Origin of the sequence: Fischerella sp. PCC 9605 (genome assembly GCF_000517105.1) — a bacterium.
Classification (GTDB): domain Bacteria; phylum Cyanobacteriota; class Cyanobacteriia; order Cyanobacteriales; family Nostocaceae; genus PCC9605.
The window spans coordinates 1238226-1255723 of sequence record NZ_KI912149.1; the positions used below are offsets into that span (position 1 = coordinate 1238226).

The following is a 17498-nucleotide window of genomic DNA, read 5'->3' on the forward strand; positions in this document are numbered from 1 at the left end:
AGACCACTTCCCGTCTTGGCTTTTGCCTATAGGGGAAAGTGGCGTAGACGCCCGTCAGGGCGGTGAGCAGCGCGGTCTTGGGGGTTTCCCCCATGAGCGACTGCGAACCCGTAGACGCGCGCAGCGCGGCTCAAGGCAGAGTAGGGCTTCTCGTAGAGTACCCGAAGGGGGACTAGGGATTAGGAACCTAGTACCCAATACCCAGTACCCAATCCCCAATCACTAATACCCAATCACCAATCCCCAAAATGAATGCGATAGATAAAGCGCTGAAATACTCATTAAACAAGGCTTTCACAATCCAAAATAGTATGGGTTGTTACTCGGGTTGTTGATTAAGTATGTTTGAGGGATTAAAATGACAAAGAAAATCCCCCTCTTGCTGATCGTGCTTATACGGAGATTTTTTAAGAAGATTTTAATAAAAAACTCAGTAAGGGGTCTTGCCCCACATAACAAAAATGATATAATATGATAAGTAGATGCACCCTGATGATCTGGAGAGCTGCCCAAAAGCTCTCTTTTTTTTTGGAATTTTTGCTATTACGCTATGATTTAGCAACTATCAAAAAAATCTAGCTTCTACTTTGCTCTTACTATCCCTGCTGCGTGCATTCATTTGGTGATGATTTGGTAACAATTTCATGTTTGCAGGTAGTTCAGAAATTTTTCCAAGAACTTTCAGCACAAATAAAGTTAACTGAGGTGTATTGCCCCACATCCCTAACATAGTATAATATGTTAAATAGATGCACCCTGATGATCTGGAGAGCTGCCCAAGTGGCTCTCTTTTTTTTTGGTCATTAGTCATTGGTGAGCCAGCGCGCTCCAAAGGGGGTTCCCCCGATGAGCGACTGCGTAGACGCGCGCAGCGCGGCTTCTCGCAGAGTAGGGCTTCTCGCAGAGTACCCGTAAGGGTCATTGGTCATTTGTCAAAAGCTATTAACAAAGGACAAATGACAAAGGACTAATAATTGATATAATCGCCAGTCAGCCGAGTAATAGTCGTGGGGGAAAAATCATGGCAGACTGGCAGGAAATTACTGGTGGTGTGACAGCACCAAGAGGGTATCGGGCGGCTGGAATTACGGCTGGATTGAAACCTTCGGGATTGCCGGATTTGGCATTGATATTATCAGATGTGGAAGCGATCGCAGCAGGAGTATTCACAACCAGCCATGTGAGAGCAGCGTGCGTGGATTATTGCCGCCAACGCTTACAAGCTAAGCATAGTGCCCGTGCCATTCTCTGCAATGCTGGACAGGCAAATGCTGCTACGGGTGAGCAGGGCTGGTTAGATGCGCTAGAATCTGCTATGGCAGTAGCCCACGCACTTAACATTCCGTCAGAATCTGTGCTACTCGCTTCGACTGGGGTAATTGGGCAGCGCATACCAATGGATAAGCTGAAAGCAGGAATTCCCCAACTAGTAGCAGCACTATCAGAAACTGGCTCTGATGCCGCCGCAAGTGCAATTATTACTACAGACTTAGTGACAAAATCTATCGCGCTAGAAACAACAATAGGCGATCGCCCGGTGCGAATCGGCGGAATTGCCAAAGGTTCTGGGATGATTCATCCCAACATGGCAACGATGCTAGCATTTGTCACCTGTGATGCAGCAGTTTCGCCCCATCTTTGGCAGCAGATGTTAAGCAGGGCAGCTGATAGAAGCTTTAATTCTATTACCGTTGATGGCGATACCAGTACCAACGATAGCTTAATTGGCCTTGCCAACGGTGAATCCCGTACCCCTGCAATTATGGAAACGGGACACGAAGCGGAAAAATTAGAGGCAATGCTAACAGCAGTTTGCCAGCATTTGGCAAAAGCGATCGCTCGTGACGGCGAAGGTGCAACTTGTTTAATTGAAGTGCAAGTAACTGGCGCACACGATGAACAAGCAGCCCGCCAAGTTGCCAAAACCATAGCAGGTTCTTCTCTGGTCAAATCTGCAATCTTTGGACGCGATCCCAACTGGGGACGCATCGCCGCCGCCGCCGGACGTGCAGGTGTGTTGTTTGAACAAGAAAACTTGAGGATTCAGCTAGGGAATTTCTTGATGATGGAGAATGGTCAACCCTTAGCTTTTGATCGTAAAGCAGCAAGTGAATATCTGAAAAAAACAGCAGCGGATTCTTCTTTGCCACATGATGCGATCGCCACGAATATGAGCAACGATCTATCCGTGGATCGCAGCACTGTTCAGAAGCAGCGGGTAGACAATCCAGTGATAATCTCGGTTAGTATTGGCAATGGTCATGGTTCCGGCAAAGCTTGGGGTTGTGACTTGAGTTATGACTATGTCAAGATTAATGCCGAGTATACGACTTAAATTTTAACCGGATATTTACTGGGTTTATATGGAAAAGCACCGCGAGGTACTTCACGGTGCGTATTATAATGCTTTACTTTGCCTGATTTACTTGGATGCAAGCAGTTCTGTTACCTGTGCGTGTGCCAACACAACGTTAGGTTCACGCTGGAGAGCAGCGTAGTATTTTCTTGCAAACCCATTCCCTGCTTCTTGTGGTGTGAGCAGCGTGCGGACATTGGCAATCACATTTTGGATGTCATCCAGCAATATCGGTTGATCTGCTTCTAGCATTTCATCAATTTGTACAACAAGCTCAGAAATGCGATGTAACCAAGCAAATTGTTCATGCTCAATCACGAGTTGAAGAAGTTCTCCGCTCGATACTCGTCCCCGCACCTGTTCGTAGGTGATGCGTTCTGTATCAAGTAGCATCTTATGAAGGTGCAGCAATTTGTTTCTCAAATCACGCAGGTATTGATGTTGATGTATTCTTTGTAGAAGTGTGTTAGAAGTCAATGTAACCCATCCTCCCGTTACGATAATCTTCTATGGCTTGAATAATTTCTGCTTCGGTATTCATCACGAATGGACCGTAGCGAACAACTGGTTCGTTGAGTGGTACGCCAGCGATGAGCAGCACATCCAAGGGTGATTTCGCATCTAATGGATTGGCGATCGCCACTTCCTCACCATCTTGTGCAAATATTACCATCTGCCCATCTCCCACATGCTCATTATCTACACCAAACCAGCCTTCTCCATCAAGCACATATGTAAAGGCGTTATATTCTTTTGGTACAGGCTGAACTATCCTAGCACCTGGTTGCAGCTTGAAGTGCAGGTACATAATCGGAGTTTGTGTTTCAATTACAGCTTTTGCTCCTAGCGCTTCTCCAGCAATTACTTTCACAGTTACCGAACCATCAGGAGTTTGAGCAGTTGGGATTCTTTGAGCCGGGATTTCCTGATAGCGAGGCTCGATCATCTTGTCGCGACGGGGTAGGTTCACCCATAGCTGAAGTCCATGAAGCCGTCCGCCTGTACGAGCAAATTCCCGTTCTGGCATTTCTGAATGGACAACACCTGCTCCTGCGGTCATCCACTGCACATCACCGGGGCCAAGCTTTCCCGCATGTCCTTGCGAATCTTTGTGCTCAAGATACCCCTCAAGGATATAAGATACCGTCTCAAAGCCCCTGTGAGGATGATCTGGTGCTCCCTTCGCCTGACCTGGTTCAACATCAACAGGGCCTAATTCATCAAGGAGGAGGAAAGGGTCGAAGTCTGAAAAGGTGCTCTTGGGAAATGGGCGACGAACCAACATGCCTTCACCCTCTAGTGTTTGCACACTGTTGATGATTCCTGCAACTGTTCGCATCGTTTGTGTTTGAGTCGTCATCGATCCCCTCCTTGATTCCTTAATACCGCTGCGCGGGGTCAAATATCAAAAATCCGTTTGATTCTGGGCTTTGAGTTTTTGTCCAAGCACACTGTCATCAATAGTGCTAGATAAATCATATATTTGATTAATCATATATTAGCATAAAACTATATAAGAAGTAACAGAGAGAGCTTCCCCTAATTTAGTTTCGGAAAACCGTCTATGTCGCTAGCACATGCAATTTTGGGTCTTCTTCAGCAAGAAGAAAGGACGGGCTATGACCTAAAAATAAGCTGCTTTGATCGATGTATTGCTCACTTGTGGCCAGCCGATCAGGCACAGATTTACAGAACCCTCGATAAACTAGTTGAGCAGGGTTGGATTACTTGTACCGTTGAGATTCAGCACGATCGCCCTAATCGCAAGGTTTACAGTCTGACTGAAGCAGGAAAAGCCGAATTAATCCGTTGGCTTCAATGTCCTCAGCCTTTGCCAACGATACGAGAACCGTTGCTCATGCAGTTATTTTTCGCAGCACAGTTACCTAATGAAGCCATCATTCAACTGCTAGAACAGCAGTTAGCTGCACATATTGAAAAGCTGACTGAGTGCGAAAAGATTGAGTTACCAGCACTCGGCGATCGCTGTGCGAGTCGTGAGCAGATGATGCAAAGACTCGTACTAGAATTGGCGATCCGCAGAGAACAAACTTACATTGATTGGCTAAAGACAGCTATTAATGTCATTCGCGATGTTGACATTTAAGCAATTGCTTATGTAGTATATCAATAGTTAAGCGTTTGCTTAAATATATGGTTAATTTGAATGAGTAGACCTGCTGCCAGTGCCGATGTTTTTGTGGCGATCGCAGATCCCACACGCAGGGCGATATTGGATCTGTTACGTACTGGTGAGCAACCAGTCAAACAACTAGCTGAGCCATTTGCCATGAGCTTGCCAGCTATTTCTCAGCACTTACAGGTTCTTTGTGAAGCAGGCTTAGTACAAATGCGAAAAGCAGGGCGACAGCGCCTGTATCGATTGAACCCGGAGCCACTGAAGCAGATATCTAATTGGATTGCTGATTACGAGCAATTCTGGCAAGAAAAACTAGATGCCCTTGGCAATTACTTGGAGGAAAATTCATGCTCCGAAACTTGAATATAGAAGCATTCTATCCCTATCCCCCCCAGCGGGTTTGGCAGATACTCACCAACCGTCAGGCGTTGGCAGCATGGCTAATGGAAAACGACTTTGAGCCGCGTTTGGGGCATAAATTCCGATTTGTGCATTCAACATTGCCAGGGCTAGGAGAAAATATAGACTGTGAAGTGATTGAACTCGACGAGCCAAAACGGCTTGCCTTCACTTGGCAAGACAGTATGATGTGCCAGCCTTCAATTGTTATCTGGACGCTTAAACCTGTAGATGGCGGTACTAAACTTCAACTTGAACATAAAGGATTGAGGCACAAAGTAGAAACATTGCCTGCAACAGCTCTACATCAATCAAGAAACCTTTCCCAACCGTGGCAAGGTAAATTCATGTATGAGTCTTCAACGGTAACGCAGACACTAGCACCGAGCGATCGCAACACTATATTCCCCTCAATACCCAGCGGCAAGTATGAGACATTAGATAGCCTCATTCTCAGTTCTTTTCTGAATGGTGGATGGGAATACAAACTCAATGAAAAACTGCCAAAAATTTTAGTACCAAATTAAATTCAGGCGTTGCACAAAGAGGGGATGAATTACGAACCGCCATAGACGCGCAAGCGGCTTCCCGCAGGGTAGACGCCAAGAGCGCCAAGAAAGAAGTTTTCTAGTTAGCAAAGAAAATAAAATCATCCCGCAAATATGCAACGCCTAAATTCACACATACCAAAACTCTGCTACAGGCGTGCGCTTACCTCTGCGTACCTTTGCGTTTCAATACAAACCTCAATAACAAAATGAACGACGCCAGTAAACAATTGCTTGCCTTGGCGCAAAACAACGCAGCTACATACTTAGCTAATCCAAAAGTGAAAGCAATAGGAGTTGGTGGTTCTGTTGCTCGCGGACAAGCCGATGCTTACTCAGACATCGACATGATGATTTGTTACGAAGAATTACCCTCTGACGAAGAACTCAAGGCAGCATATGAACAGAATAAAGGGTCAGACTATAGAATCCATGCTAGCGATCGCGAAGATGGGTTGATTATCGATCAATACTTTGTCCGGGGGGTCAAAAGTGATTTTGGCCACCATACCATCAAATTTGGTGAGTGCAACATTGAAACCCTCCTAAAGCAATGCGATCCGGACAATATCATGCTGTACATGCTGGCTGGTATCTCTGAAATGATTCCATTGCATGGTGCTGAACTGATTAAAACATGGAAGGCTAAAGTAGCAAATTATCCCGACCAATTAGCCCAAGCAATTGTGAAAAAGCACCTGCATTTTCGCGGATTATGGATTTTACAAAATTACGGTGTTCAACGGGAAGATGTGCTGTTTTTAACAGATGAATTATTGCAAGCAGTGAAGAACCTCATGGGAGTACTGTTGGGCTTAAATCGCTTCTACCATCCCGTAAATTCCGTGCCATTTAAAGGCATGGATAAATTCATCAATAAGATGACAATTGCTCCACCTAACCTTTCATTTCGTCTCAAGCAGATTTTTCTTGAGTCTCCTGAAACTGCTGTTAGTCACTTAGGTGAACTAATTGAAGAAACATTTGCTTTGGTAGAAAAGCATATGCCAGAGGTGGATACAACAGAAGCTTGGCAACATTACAAACTGTGGTCAGACAAATTTTAATCAGTCAGAGAATTAAATATGGCTCAACAGATTTTTCTTGACACTAATACGCAACAGTGGCTTGATATGAAGCCATTTCCAGGAACACAAATTCTGCCATTAGCAGAACCAGTTCCACAAGGTTCAATTCATAGACTTCGGATGGCTGCTGGTACCTTGATTCCCGTTCATTACCATCCTTGTGATGAGTATGTCTACGTCCTTGAAGGGACTATCGAGACTGCTGGACGTGAATGCAAAGCAGGAACATTCTGGTTTACGCCTGCTAATACCAAGAACGGCCCTCATAAAGCAATTACATCCGTTGAGATTATTACCATTCGTCTCGGTCAAATGGGAGATTTTGAGCAGCTATAAAAATTTCTTGTTTTCTTTGTGTCTTTGTGTCTTTGTGGTTCCTTAACAACCGATTTCTACTTTTTGGAGATACCAAATATGAACACTCCAACTCAACCCAGTATCCCAATTATTATTCAACCATCCGAAAAAGGCGACCGAGCATTAGATATTTATTCACGCTTACTTGCAGAGCGAATTATCTTTTTGCGAGGCGAAGTTACCGACGAGACAGCTAATCTCATCGTTGCACAAATGCTATTTCTTGACGCCGAAGATCCAGAGCGAGATATCACATTGTATATCAATAGTCCTGGAGGTTCGGTGACAGCAGGAATGGCTATTTACGATGCTATGAACCAAATTCGTTCAGACGTGTGTACTGTATGTATCGGTACTGCTGCCTCAATGGGATCGTTCTTGCTTTCCTCTGGAACTAAGGGTAAAAGATATGCTTTACCTAATGCTCGGATTATGATTCATCAACCATCAGGAGGCGCTCAAGGAAAAGCATCTGATATTGAAATACAAGCTAAAGAAATTTTGTATTTCCGCCAATTAATCAACAGGATACTTGCTACTAATACTGGTCAATCAATAGAAAAAATTGAAATGGATTCAGAACGCGATTTTTTCATGAGTGCTGAAGAAGCAAAAGAATACGGATTAATTGACAGTATCATCCTGAAAACATCTGCATCTCTTCAATCTGCAACCAGTCCTGACATCGATAAACAGCAGTGGAATGGAAGATAAAATAAAGGATACCAACCATGAAAATTCTCATCATTGGCGGTACAAATTTTATTGGCCCTCCTGTAGTTCGTCACTTAATCGCAATGGGTCATGAAGTGAGTGTATTTCATCGGGGAAAAACTAAGGCAAACTTACCACCAGATGTGCATGAAATTTTGGGCGATCGCTCTCAACTTGTTGAAATGAAAAGCAAGTTTCAGCAGCTTTCGCCCCAAGTTGTAGTAGATATGGTTGCTTACACCGAACAAGACGCACTCACGCTGATGAACACATTTGCAGGTATGGCTCAGCGTGTCGTTACGATCAGCAGTATGGATGTGTATCGTGCCTATGAGGTGATTTTAGGCAAGGAATCAGAAGTTGTACCTGTACCACTTACTGAAGATTCGCCCCTACGCTCCTCATTGTATCCATTCCGGGAAATGCCAATTAGACCCCTTGATGCACCAGTGGATTATGAAAAGATTCTGGTGGAACAGGTAGTGATGGCAAACCCCGATTTACCTGGGACAATTGTACGCCTGCCAATGGTATACGGTGAAAACGACCCACTCAACCGCCTGTTTCCATACTTGCAAAGGATGGGCGATCGCCGTTCTGCGATCCTCTTGGAAGAGAGTATCGCTAGGTGGTGTGGTTCTTACGGTTATGTGGAGAATATTGCTTATGCGATCGCCCTAGCAGCGACAAATGAACGCGCAACCAATTGCATTTATCATGTTGCTGATGTAGAAGTACTTACTGAAGCTGAACGCGTCACCAGAGTCGGGAAAATCGCACAATGGCAGGGCAAAGTTGTTGTCGTACCCAAAAGCCAGTTACCTCCAGAGTGGAAGTTACCCGTCAATACAGAACAAGATTGGCTTGTAGACTCAACTCGTATCCGTCAAGAGTTGGAATATGAGGAAATTGTTTCACTAGATGAAGCACTGCAACGAACAATTAATTGGCAGTGGAATCATTCACCCCAACAACCGCAGCAATTCGCAGCACCGTGGTTGCTCGACTATGCCACAGAAGATGCGATTTTAACAAAAGTCGCATAACCACACCTAAAGGGACGGACACCACTACAGTTAACAAGATTAAAAGTGCTTAACATTTCGTTACGATAAAGTCATCAAGAGAGGTGAAAAAACTTCTCAAAGCTGAAAAATCGAAGGTAAACGACATGAATGGCACGATTCGCGTTGGCAACCTCTTTGGGATTCCCTTTTATATCCATCCGTCCTGGTTCTTTGTCTTAGGTTTGGTGACTTGGAGTTATAGCAATGGACTAGCGGCGCAATTTCCCCAATTAGGCGGGGGATTGGCTTTGCTACTAGGATTGATGACGGCGCTATTGTTATTTAGCTCTGTTGTTGCCCATGAATTAGGACACAGCTTTGTTGCCATTCGCCAGAAAATTGATGTCAAATCAATTACATTGTTTATATTTGGCGGGCTGGCAAGCTTAGAAAAAGAATCGGAAACCCCAGCTGAAGCTTTCTGGGTAGCGATCGCTGGCCCTTTAGTTAGTTTGGTGCTATTCGGTATATTTACAGCAATTGGTTTTGCCACTGCCGCATCTGGCCCATTAGCAGCGATTCTTGGTTTGCTAGCTTATATTAACTTGGCATTAGCGCTGTTTAACCTAATTCCAGGCTTGCCTTTGGATGGCGGAAATATACTGAAAGCAGCAGTATGGAAAATTACGGGTAATCCTTATAAAGGTGTGGTTTTTGCCAGCCGAGTTGGACAAATCTTTGGTTGGGTGGCGATCGCCTCTGGTTTACTTCCGCTACTATTCTTTGGCAGCTTTGCTAACTTCTGGAACTTGTTAATCGGTTTCTTCTTACTGCAAAATGCTGGTAATGCGGCTCAGTTTGCTAGAGTCCAAGAACAACTGCAAGGATTGACAGCAGCAGACGCAGTCACAGTTAATAGTCCGGTAGTATCTGCCAATCTTACCCTCAGAGAGTTTGCCGATGAGCAAATCTTGAATGGACAAAACTGGCGTCGGTTCTTAGTAACAGATGATAGCGGGCAATTACTGGGAGCAGTAAATGTTAATGACATGCGTTCCATCCCTGCTGTACTGTGGTCAGAAACTCTAGTCAGAGAAATCATGCAACCAATCGAGGTGTCTAGCACTGTAAAATCCGATCAACCCTTGTTGGAAGTAGTACAGCTTCTCGAAGGACAAAAATTATCTGCACTGCCTGTGATTCGCGACAATGGAGCACTAGTGGGAATCTTAGAAAAAGCTGCAATTATTAACCTACTCCAAAAAAGAGTGCAAACAAACCCTGCATAATAGACTTCTTGCAGAAGTAGGGAAAGGGTAAAAGGAAAAGGTGAAAGGATTAATGAAATTCCTTTACCCTTTAACCTTTGCCCTTTACCCCATGTTTTTTAAGAAGAATGAGGCAATCCTAAGTAAGAACACTCAATATTAGCCTGTTTTATAGAATGCCCCCAATAGGGGGCTATTTTTTGGCTTGGCATCACAATGACGCATGTGGTAAGGTGCGATCGCCGCTCAACAGCAGCGATAAGTAGATTTTATCGGATATCGGGATTGCAAAGCTTGAAACTGCGTCTACCTAGTAAGTACATTCTGAAACGTTTATATCTCTCATCCACAAAGTTGTTGTGAGGAAATGTGGCGAGGTTTCTATGAATTGGATTAGAGAGTGCTTATTACCAAAGATGGAATACTTTTGTTATTTCACAATCTTCCTGCCAGGAATTTTGATATGTACAGTAGGGCTAACAAGTTATAGTTTTCTGGTAACTGAGGAATTTCTTCAACCTTATAGGCAACTCATAGAAAAATCTTTGAAAGTTGGTGCGGTTACTAGTGGTATTGGTCTAATCGGATTGACGGGTTCGGCTTTCTTAGCAGCGATGTATGATAAGGCAGTCGGTAACTCGCAGCTAGAGTTCGAGGAACAACAGTACAGCCACAAAATCAAGAGTTCTTCTCCATACTCAAAATACTCAAAATGCCGAAACTGTAAATTCTACAGTGGCAAATATTTATTGCCTTGTGCAGTGCATCCAGAATTAAAAGTAGATTGTCCAGACTGGGAACCACGCTGATAACTCGCCACAAATATCGAGGGAGAGGGGGAGAGGAGGAGATAGGGAGGTGGGGAGATTGGGAATTGGGCATTGGGGATTGGGCATTGGTTTTCTTACCGATGCCCCATGCCCCATCACCCTATATCTCCAAGCCCTCCTTTTCATTTGAAGATTTACTCATCGATTCAATCAGGCTGTCTTCTCAAACCCATTGAGTATCAAATGCATCTTGACCATTCCCATAAATCAAATCTCCATATTCTTGCCAATGGGCTGCTTGTTGTGGAGAGAGTGGCGGAGAGTGTAGAACAGAGAGGTTTGCCTCTAATTGTTGCTTGTTTTTTGGAGCAGTGAGTGCTAGATGTACGGCTGGGTGACGTAGCACATAGCGATAACAGTCTGCTGCCGTGGGTGGTTTTTCCTGCCAGTTGGGATGCCCTTTCAGCAGCGATCCCCAACGCGTGCAGGTGAACGCGACTACAGGAATGCTAGCTTTTTGAGCGCTGGGTAAAACATCTTCTTCTGCCTTCCGGTGTGCCATATTGTAACGGTGCATTAACACCTCACACTGAACACGCTCTATAAGTTTTAAGGCGATAGGTCGGTTGTGCGTTGTAACTCCCACGTAACGCACAAGTCCTTTTTGTTTCCATGACCACAATTCATCAAGCAGCGCCTGAACCTGAATTATGTCATCACTAGGGGAGACATATTCAATAAAGAATACATCCACTCGATCAACATTGAGGCGATGACGACAGGCATCCAGATAATCACGTAACTTACTCCTATCTCGGTTTTCACTCCCCGTTACAACCAACACCTGTTCGCGCTTTGTCGTTAAGAGAGTCTTTAATCCATCCAGGAAGTTTTCAAACTCCAGATTATAAAAAAAGAAGTAATTGATTCCTGCCTCCCATGCTGCTGAGACACATTCGGCATCCATCTGCTGTTGCCCTGCCAAACCGAGAATGTTTGCTGTCTTTCCCTGTTGTGTTACTAGCTTCACGGTCAACTGCTCCCATTTGTTTATATCACTGTATATGCCAGCAGGAATTCTTGAGGATATTATGGCAGTTCCATAGGCGATCGCTTTACTGAATTGACGAAATGTAAAAAGTTTAAAACTGTTAGATAAGGCTATAGACTTTGAGATAAATGGAGCGATCGCACACTGCACTATGCCGCCTCATGAATAGCTTCAGAACTGACTGTTTTACTTGCTGCCTAATTTACTTCTGCCCAATTCAATTTTTTTACCTTTTATTGATACCTTAGCTAGCCGCATATTCCCTAGAAAAATTCTTTTGGTTTGCCGAATGTGTTCACCCAAGTAGATGAAAAAAATATCATCAATTCGGGTCATCCAAGTGGATGATATCCAAACTCTTAAAAAAGGTGAACCTAGAACTAGAGAGTATTAATTGCACTTTGCTCTAGTGAGGAGAAACCTATGAGGATTGCTAGTTTAACAACTGCCGCACTGGTTGCTAGTTCTATTATCTTCTCAGCTGGTTTTGCCTCGGCTCAACAACCAGTTCAACCACGCGGTATGAACGGTAGCTACATTGGTGCTGGTGTTGCTGCTGGCGTCACCAATGGAGGACAACAAAATGACGCAGCTTTATTAGGTGGAAATGTGCAAGGACGAGCCGCTATTCCTAATGCGCCTGTTTCACTTCGCGGTTCAGTTCTGTTTGGTGGCGATGCAACTGCATTAATGCCGATGCTAACTTACGATGCACCCATTGCCAAAAACACCAACGTTTATTTGGGTGGTGGTTACTCGTTTATTACCGAGGAAGGTAAGAGTACTCAATTGGGAAATAGAAATGCTCCTGTGGTAACTCTTGGTGCTGAATCAGAAGTTGCCAAAAATACCGTCATTTATGGTGATGCGAAGTGGGGTATTGACGCTTACGAAAATAGTGATGCTGATGCCCTTAGTTTCCAAACAGGTATAGGTCTGCGTTTCTAATGGAACCTTCGTGCGAGTCTTAAGAGAAGTAGCCATAGAATGCCAATAGGCATTTACACTCGAAATATGCCGGATAAAATCTACGCCCTAGCTAGTAATGCTTACTAGTTAGGGTTTTCTTATTTGGAGGATGACCAAAGGCGATCGCCGATATACAGCAGATTTCAAGTAGTATACTCGGTGATAAGTGGCAGTTTAATAGAAGCGCTACAAGCTATTGGTGGAAGGCGTTACTCTCTTCTAAACTAAAAAACAAAGCAATATTTCCAAAAGTTTTATGAAATATATTCTCCGATTATTAGAGAGTCCATTTTGGGCATTAGTACGCAAAGAATTTCGGCAAATTCTGCGTAACAAACAGTTAATTGTATTGCTGATTGTGCCACCAACAGTACAATTATTGATCTACGGCACGGCACTTAATCCTGATGTTCACAATTTGCGATTAGGTGTGATTGACTATGCCAATGTTGAGGCAAGTCGGGAATTAGTCTCAGCGATGACTTCTAATCGCGTTTTTATTTTAGAATCAGTTCCTACTAGTGAGAAGGAATTGAGTCGTCAGGTAGAGGAGGGAAAGCTGGATGTGGGCGTCATTATTCCACCAGAATTTCCGCGCCGATTAGCACAAAAATCAGCAGAAATTCAAGTTTTCATTGATGGAGTGGATGCGAATACAGCAGGTATTGCCAGCGGCTACATGAATCAGATTATTCAACAGTACAATCGTGGGTTGGCACAAGTTCAGACGAGTTCTTTTGTGTCACCTCAAGTGGTATTTCTCTACAATCCTGGACTAACGAGTAGCTGGTTTTTTGTTCCAGGTGTCATGGGTTTAGTTTTAACGTTAATTGGCACACTCGTGTCAGCAGTGACGGTAGTCAAAGAGAAAGATACAGGAACTTTAGAGCAGCTATTGATGACACCAGCGGCAGACTGGGAGATTTTACTCTCAAAAATTGTGCCTTTGGTGTTGCTGATGATGGGGGATGTACTGCTTGCTTTGACTTTAGGACTAGTTGTCTTTAATTTGCCGTTTCGTGGTAATTTTTTGTTATTTTTCGGCTTGTCGAGTATGTATTTATTCGTAGGAATTAGTTTGGGAATGATGCTGGCAACAATTACGCGATCGCAACAGCAAGTAGTACTCACATCCTTTTTTATCAACATGCCATTAGTGCAGACTTCAGGCGCGATCGCCCCAATCGAAGCGATGCCCCCCTTTTTCCAAGTCCTGTCTCTCCTCAATCCCTTACGTCATTACATCACCATTGTTCGGGGCATTTTACTGAAAGGGGTAGGTATAGATGTTCTGTGGATGAACGTTCTGGCATTAGTTGGTTTTGCAGTGGTGTTAATGACTATCAGTGTGAAGAGGTTTCGCAGTCAGTTGAGTTAAGCGATCGCCTACTTGAAACTTGAACGCACGCCTGTAGAAGAGTCTTGGTACAGAAATTTCGCTTAACCTGAATTCTGCTGTGCCATTCTCGCCGCCATGCGAGATTTCATTGCTTCTATTATCTCTGGTGTTGGTTCGGTAGTTTGCCATGCCGGACGTGCTATTAAGCGATCGCACCAAGCACTTAGTTTTGGATACTCACTTAAAGACATAGCCCCTCTCGACAACCAGGGTATGATAGTTCCAGCAACAACCTCGGCTAGAGTTAGGTTTTGACTGCCAAAGTAAGGGCGATCGTCTAATAAACTTTCAAAAAACTTCAGCACCGTTGCAACTTTCTGCTGTGCTTGCTTGATTTTTTCTGGATCTCCTCCAGGCAAACCTAATATCAGCGTAGATAGTGGAAGAACATTTGGCATCAACTCATTAATAGTTACCAATTCCACCATCCGCACAACTGCCAAATCCTTGACATCTTTTGGTAACATCGCAGGCGTTGGGTACTTTGCCTCTAAATAGTCCAAAATTGCCAAGGATTCTACTATATTAAAGCCGTCATCTACCAAAACTGGAATGTGATGGAAAGGGCTAATTGCCAAAAAATCTGGTTTAAACTGCTCCCCATCCACCAGCTTGATCTGTACTAGTTCAAACTCAAGTCCTTTTTCCAGCAGTGTAATCCAAACACGGCGGGAGTTGGGAGACATGGGCGCGTGATAAAGCGTCAGCATGGGATAATCTCACTGTTTAATGAGTAGTGTTACTGGGTTCGCAGTAAGCACAAAGCGTGCTTAATTGAGCACTATAGACGCGTAGTGGTGAACTAGTAGGGCGGGCAATGCCAATTTTATACTCAATGCGGTTTGGTTAACGGTAGTCGTCACCCTAAAGAGTGGGGCTACACGAGCGAAGCCTGCTTTTACAGGCTTGGTTATTATAGCTTTAAGGCTTATATTTAAGGATTGTGTTTAGCGCTGCAACTGGGTTCACTCAAGCATAAATTTAGTATAAATGCTTAGTAATAAATTCTGGTGGTGCTTTTTATGTATATATAAACAGTTTCATAGCCTACACAACTAGTGGCGATCGCACCCAACAGGGCCCTTAAAAATTCAGTGACAGAGCAACTCCTGATAACAAGCTCTACACTTCATTTCCACACTCTTTGCTCGCAGCATGGCGAGATTGGTTACTTCTGTTAACGCCTCCAGTTATTTTTACTTAGGAGCGATAAACCTAGTTACTCTGGCTGTGGTGTGAATGGAGAAGAAGTCAGCTGATTGTTATTGATTTCGACTACAGGTATAGATGGCACTACTATTTGATTGTTATTGTCCTTGTCTATGGGTATAGATGGTACAGTTATTTGATTGTTATTGTCCTCAAGATCCTTAACTGCGGGTGTAGATGGCCAAATTATCGGTTGATTGTTGGGATCTTCGATTGAGAATGCAGAAGGCACAACCATTGTTTGATTGTTGGGATCTGCGGTTGGAGATGCAGAAGGCGAAATCGTTGTTGGATTGTTGGCATCTGCGGTTGGAGATGCGGAAGGCACAACCATCATTTGATTATTGGCATCTACAGTTGGGGATGCGGATGGTGAAATCGTAGTTTGATTGTTGGCATCCACAGTTGGAGATGCAGAAGGCACAATCATCATTTGATTTCTACTGTCTTCGGCTGGGGGTGGAGATAGCTTTGTATCTTCTTCGGCTAGGGGTAGAGATGGGTGTTTCTCGCTCTCAATCGCAGGTGTGGATGGCTTATCCTCTTCGGCTGGGGGTGGAGATGGCTTTGTCTCACTCTCAATCGCAGGCGTAGATGGCTTATCCTCTTCGGCTGGGGGTGGAGATGGCTTTGTATCGTCCTCAATCGCAGGCGTAGATGGCTTATCCTCTTCGGCTGGGGATGGAGATGGCTTTGTATCGTCCTCAATCGCAGGCGTAGATGGCTTATCCTCCTCGGCTGGGGATGGAGATGGCTTTGTATCGTCCTCAATCGCAGGCGTAGATGGTTTTGTACTTTCTTCAACTGGGGGTTTGGATGGTTTGATGTCGTCTTCCCCTGGGGTTTTGGATGGTTTGATGTCGTCTTCCCCTGGGGGCGTGAATGGCTTGATTTCTTCTTCGAGTGAGGGTATGAATGGCCTTGTAGTTTCCTTTGTCGTTGGCGTAGACGGCGTACTTGCTGGTGGATTGGAAGGGCGTTGCGGTGGTGTTTTTGATGGTGAAGCAGTAGGCGAAGGAGTAAAGTAATTTTTAGTACGCTTAACCGCTGGTGTAGATGGCAAATCAGAAGGCTGATTTTTGGTGTCTGTAACTGTTGGATTTGTGTTTTTGATAGGTTGATTTTCTTGTGTATTAAACTGTAATGGGAAAAAACGCCCTGCAAAAACTGCTACACCAAAAATAATCCCTACTGAAAGCACTCCAAGAGTCGGAAAACCTTGATTGCGTAGTGAACGAGATGGTGATTTACGTGACGGCTTATAGGACGCTTTTTTGGTTTGCGGAGGATGGGGCGCTTTTTCTCTTTGCGGGGATGCTTGCTGTATTGTTGGTGGTGGCGGTGGTGCTTCGAGAGCTTGCAGTGCATCTGCTGCTGTTTGATATCGCTGGGTAAAGTTGTAGCGCACCATGTTGTCTAAAACATCCGCCAACTTCTTGCTAACGTTTGCTGTATTACGCCAAATTACTTCCCCATTGTTAGGATCAATTGGCAATTTACGCGGCGGTATACCTGTTAAAGCTTGAATTCCAATCATTCCCACTGCATAGACATCGCTACAAAATCTTGGCTTACCATTAGCTTGTTCATTTGGTATGTAGCCAGGAGTGCCGATGACAACAGTAGAAGTCGATTCTCCTTCAATATTTGTCGCTAAATTTTTTATTTCTTTAACTGAACCAAAGTCAATCAGTACTATTTTGCCGTCTTGACGGCGCATGATATTTTGCAGCTTAATATCTCGGTGGATGACATTGTGTTCATGGACAACTGCCAAAACTTCCAGTATTTCCTGTAAAAGTTTAACCACCTGAGGTTCACTCAACCGTATACCGGGAGTTATTTCGGCAGTTAAGTCATGTCCATCCACAAATTCCTGCACTAGATAGAATTCGCCATTTTCTTCAAAGTGGGCTAAAAGTTCAGGAATTTGGTCATGGCGCTTGCCTAGACGATAAAGAACTTCAGCTTCCTGGTTGAAAAGCCTTTTGGCAATCTGCAAAAATTCTGGATTGGGGTTTCGAGTCTGAAGATGTTTGACAACACATTTGGGATGGCTAGGTAGGTCCATATCTTCAGCAAGATAGGTGTCACCAAATCCACCGCTTCCCAACTGTTGAAGTATTTTGTAGCGATTACGGAGAACTGTGCCTAAGAGCATCAGCTTTACCTACCAGCAAATTACATGCCCATTATATTAGGCTATAGCTTAATTAATTTTGA

The 17498-nt window shown here is 44.2% G+C and carries 18 protein-coding genes; 12 read left to right on the forward strand and 6 right to left on the reverse strand.

The features are described from left to right. Positions 1–565 precede the first annotated feature (565 nt). Positions 566–811, reverse strand: coding sequence for a hypothetical protein (locus tag FIS9605_RS42870; protein WP_155960472.1), 246 nt, complete (start codon positions 809–811; stop codon positions 566–568). A gap of 210 nt (positions 812–1021) precedes the next feature. On the opposite strand from FIS9605_RS42870, the gene argJ reads away from it, so the two are divergent. Continuing rightward, the gene (argJ, locus tag FIS9605_RS0120320) at positions 1022–2335 is read left to right on the forward strand and encodes a bifunctional ornithine acetyltransferase/N-acetylglutamate synthase (RefSeq protein WP_026734233.1); all 1314 of its coding nucleotides are present in this window, start codon (positions 1022–1024) and stop codon (positions 2333–2335) included. A gap of 87 nt (positions 2336–2422) precedes the next feature. Here the strand turns inward: argJ and FIS9605_RS0120325 are convergent, their stop codons facing one another. Together FIS9605_RS0120325 and FIS9605_RS0120330 are read right to left on the reverse strand one after the other, a co-directional pair. Continuing rightward, a complete protein-coding gene (locus FIS9605_RS0120325) occupies positions 2423–2749 on the reverse strand; it encodes a hypothetical protein (protein WP_026734234.1) in 327 nt (108 codons plus the stop codon). Between the two features lie 73 nt (positions 2750–2822). Beyond that, on the reverse strand, positions 2823–3716 hold the full coding sequence (locus FIS9605_RS0120330) for a pirin family protein (RefSeq protein WP_026734235.1): 894 nt from the start codon (positions 3714–3716) through the stop codon (positions 2823–2825). A gap of 204 nt (positions 3717–3920) precedes the next feature. On the opposite strand from FIS9605_RS0120330, the gene FIS9605_RS0120335 reads away from it, so the two are divergent. The 9 genes from FIS9605_RS0120335 (at position 3921) to FIS9605_RS0120375 (ending at position 10686) form a co-directional block, all read left to right on the forward strand. Continuing rightward, positions 3921–4463 (forward strand): PadR family transcriptional regulator, encoded by a 543-nt coding sequence (locus FIS9605_RS0120335; RefSeq protein WP_026734236.1) that lies wholly within the window; start codon positions 3921–3923, stop codon positions 4461–4463. Between the two features lie 60 nt (positions 4464–4523). Then, on the forward strand, positions 4524–4859 hold the full coding sequence (locus FIS9605_RS0120340) for an ArsR/SmtB family transcription factor (RefSeq protein WP_026734237.1): 336 nt from the start codon (positions 4524–4526) through the stop codon (positions 4857–4859). After that, on the forward strand, positions 4844–5422 hold the full coding sequence (locus FIS9605_RS0120345; RefSeq protein WP_026734238.1) for an SRPBCC family protein: 579 nt from the start codon (positions 4844–4846) through the stop codon (positions 5420–5422). Before FIS9605_RS0120340 ends, FIS9605_RS0120345 begins: the two co-directional genes overlap by 16 nt. Before the next feature lie 230 nt (positions 5423–5652). Further along, a complete protein-coding gene (locus tag FIS9605_RS0120350) occupies positions 5653–6510 on the forward strand; it encodes a nucleotidyltransferase domain-containing protein (RefSeq protein ID WP_026734239.1) in 858 nt (285 codons plus the stop codon). An 18-nt stretch (positions 6511–6528) separates the two neighbouring features. Continuing rightward, complete coding sequence (locus tag FIS9605_RS0120355; protein ID WP_026734240.1) at positions 6529–6867, forward strand: cupin domain-containing protein; 339 nt, start codon at positions 6529–6531, stop codon at positions 6865–6867. A gap of 78 nt (positions 6868–6945) precedes the next feature. Further along, positions 6946–7602, forward strand: coding sequence for an ATP-dependent Clp endopeptidase proteolytic subunit ClpP (gene clpP / locus FIS9605_RS0120360; protein WP_026734241.1), 657 nt, complete (start codon positions 6946–6948; stop codon positions 7600–7602). Between the two features lie 17 nt (positions 7603–7619). Next, the gene (locus tag FIS9605_RS0120365; protein ID WP_026734242.1) at positions 7620–8648 is read left to right on the forward strand and encodes an NAD-dependent epimerase/dehydratase family protein; all 1029 of its coding nucleotides are present in this window, start codon (positions 7620–7622) and stop codon (positions 8646–8648) included. A 125-nt stretch (positions 8649–8773) separates the two neighbouring features. Next, a complete protein-coding gene (locus tag FIS9605_RS0120370; RefSeq protein ID WP_026734243.1) occupies positions 8774–9898 on the forward strand; it encodes a site-2 protease family protein in 1125 nt (374 codons plus the stop codon). Between the two features lie 362 nt (positions 9899–10260). Next, complete coding sequence (locus tag FIS9605_RS0120375; RefSeq protein ID WP_026734244.1) at positions 10261–10686, forward strand: hypothetical protein; 426 nt, start codon at positions 10261–10263, stop codon at positions 10684–10686. A gap of 184 nt (positions 10687–10870) precedes the next feature. Here FIS9605_RS0120375 and FIS9605_RS0120380 read toward each other — a convergent pair whose 3' ends face one another. Continuing rightward, positions 10871–11848 carry an aldo/keto reductase gene (locus tag FIS9605_RS0120380; protein ID WP_231510403.1) on the reverse strand — a complete coding sequence of 326 codons (978 nt, stop codon included), beginning with the start codon at positions 11846–11848 and terminating at the stop codon, positions 10871–10873. A gap of 273 nt (positions 11849–12121) precedes the next feature. Between FIS9605_RS0120380 and FIS9605_RS0120390 the strand changes: the two genes are divergently transcribed. Then, positions 12122–12646: an outer membrane beta-barrel protein gene (locus tag FIS9605_RS0120390; RefSeq protein WP_026734246.1), complete on the forward strand. Its 525-nt coding sequence runs from the start codon at positions 12122–12124 to the stop codon at positions 12644–12646. A gap of 277 nt (positions 12647–12923) precedes the next feature. Beyond that, positions 12924–14045, forward strand: coding sequence for an ABC transporter permease (locus FIS9605_RS0120395; protein ID WP_026734247.1), 1122 nt, complete (start codon positions 12924–12926; stop codon positions 14043–14045). Between the two features lie 62 nt (positions 14046–14107). Here the strand turns inward: FIS9605_RS0120395 and FIS9605_RS0120400 are convergent, their stop codons facing one another. Next, positions 14108–14776: a glutathione S-transferase family protein gene (locus FIS9605_RS0120400; protein WP_026734248.1), complete on the reverse strand. Its 669-nt coding sequence runs from the start codon at positions 14774–14776 to the stop codon at positions 14108–14110. 509 nt (positions 14777–15285) lie between these two features. Further along, entirely contained in the window at positions 15286–17436 is a 2151-nt protein-coding gene (locus tag FIS9605_RS39890; RefSeq protein WP_051470083.1) for a serine/threonine-protein kinase, read from the reverse strand. Between the last annotated feature and the right edge of the window lie 62 nt (positions 17437–17498).

What these genes read in the sequence shown, in the direction of transcription:
- clpP (WP_026734241.1), top strand. Translation starts at nt 6,946, where the DNA reads ATGAACACTCCAACTCAACCCAGTATCCCAATTATTATTCAACCATCC.
- FIS9605_RS39890 (WP_051470083.1), bottom strand. Translation starts at nt 17,436, where the DNA reads ATGCTCTTAGGCACAGTTCTCCGTAATCGCTACAAAATACTTCAACAG.
- FIS9605_RS0120340 (WP_026734237.1), top strand. Translation starts at nt 4,524, where the DNA reads ATGAGTAGACCTGCTGCCAGTGCCGATGTTTTTGTGGCGATCGCAGAT.
- FIS9605_RS0120350 (WP_026734239.1), top strand. Translation starts at nt 5,653, where the DNA reads ATGAACGACGCCAGTAAACAATTGCTTGCCTTGGCGCAAAACAACGCA.
- FIS9605_RS0120400 (WP_026734248.1), bottom strand. Translation starts at nt 14,776, where the DNA reads ATGCTGACGCTTTATCACGCGCCCATGTCTCCCAACTCCCGCCGTGTT.
- FIS9605_RS0120365 (WP_026734242.1), top strand. Translation starts at nt 7,620, where the DNA reads ATGAAAATTCTCATCATTGGCGGTACAAATTTTATTGGCCCTCCTGTA.
- FIS9605_RS0120355 (WP_026734240.1), top strand. Translation starts at nt 6,529, where the DNA reads ATGGCTCAACAGATTTTTCTTGACACTAATACGCAACAGTGGCTTGAT.
- FIS9605_RS0120395 (WP_026734247.1), top strand. Translation starts at nt 12,924, where the DNA reads ATGAAATATATTCTCCGATTATTAGAGAGTCCATTTTGGGCATTAGTA.
- FIS9605_RS0120370 (WP_026734243.1), top strand. Translation starts at nt 8,774, where the DNA reads ATGAATGGCACGATTCGCGTTGGCAACCTCTTTGGGATTCCCTTTTAT.
- FIS9605_RS42870 (WP_155960472.1), bottom strand. Translation starts at nt 811, where the DNA reads ATGACTAATGACCAAAAAAAAAGAGAGCCACTTGGGCAGCTCTCCAGA.
- FIS9605_RS0120335 (WP_026734236.1), top strand. Translation starts at nt 3,921, where the DNA reads ATGTCGCTAGCACATGCAATTTTGGGTCTTCTTCAGCAAGAAGAAAGG.
- FIS9605_RS0120325 (WP_026734234.1), bottom strand. Translation starts at nt 2,749, where the DNA reads ATGCTACTTGATACAGAACGCATCACCTACGAACAGGTGCGGGGACGA.
- FIS9605_RS0120345 (WP_026734238.1), top strand. Translation starts at nt 4,844, where the DNA reads ATGCTCCGAAACTTGAATATAGAAGCATTCTATCCCTATCCCCCCCAG.
- argJ (WP_026734233.1), top strand. Translation starts at nt 1,022, where the DNA reads ATGGCAGACTGGCAGGAAATTACTGGTGGTGTGACAGCACCAAGAGGG.
- FIS9605_RS0120390 (WP_026734246.1), top strand. Translation starts at nt 12,122, where the DNA reads ATGAGGATTGCTAGTTTAACAACTGCCGCACTGGTTGCTAGTTCTATT.
- FIS9605_RS0120330 (WP_026734235.1), bottom strand. Translation starts at nt 3,716, where the DNA reads ATGACGACTCAAACACAAACGATGCGAACAGTTGCAGGAATCATCAAC.
- FIS9605_RS0120375 (WP_026734244.1), top strand. Translation starts at nt 10,261, where the DNA reads ATGAATTGGATTAGAGAGTGCTTATTACCAAAGATGGAATACTTTTGT.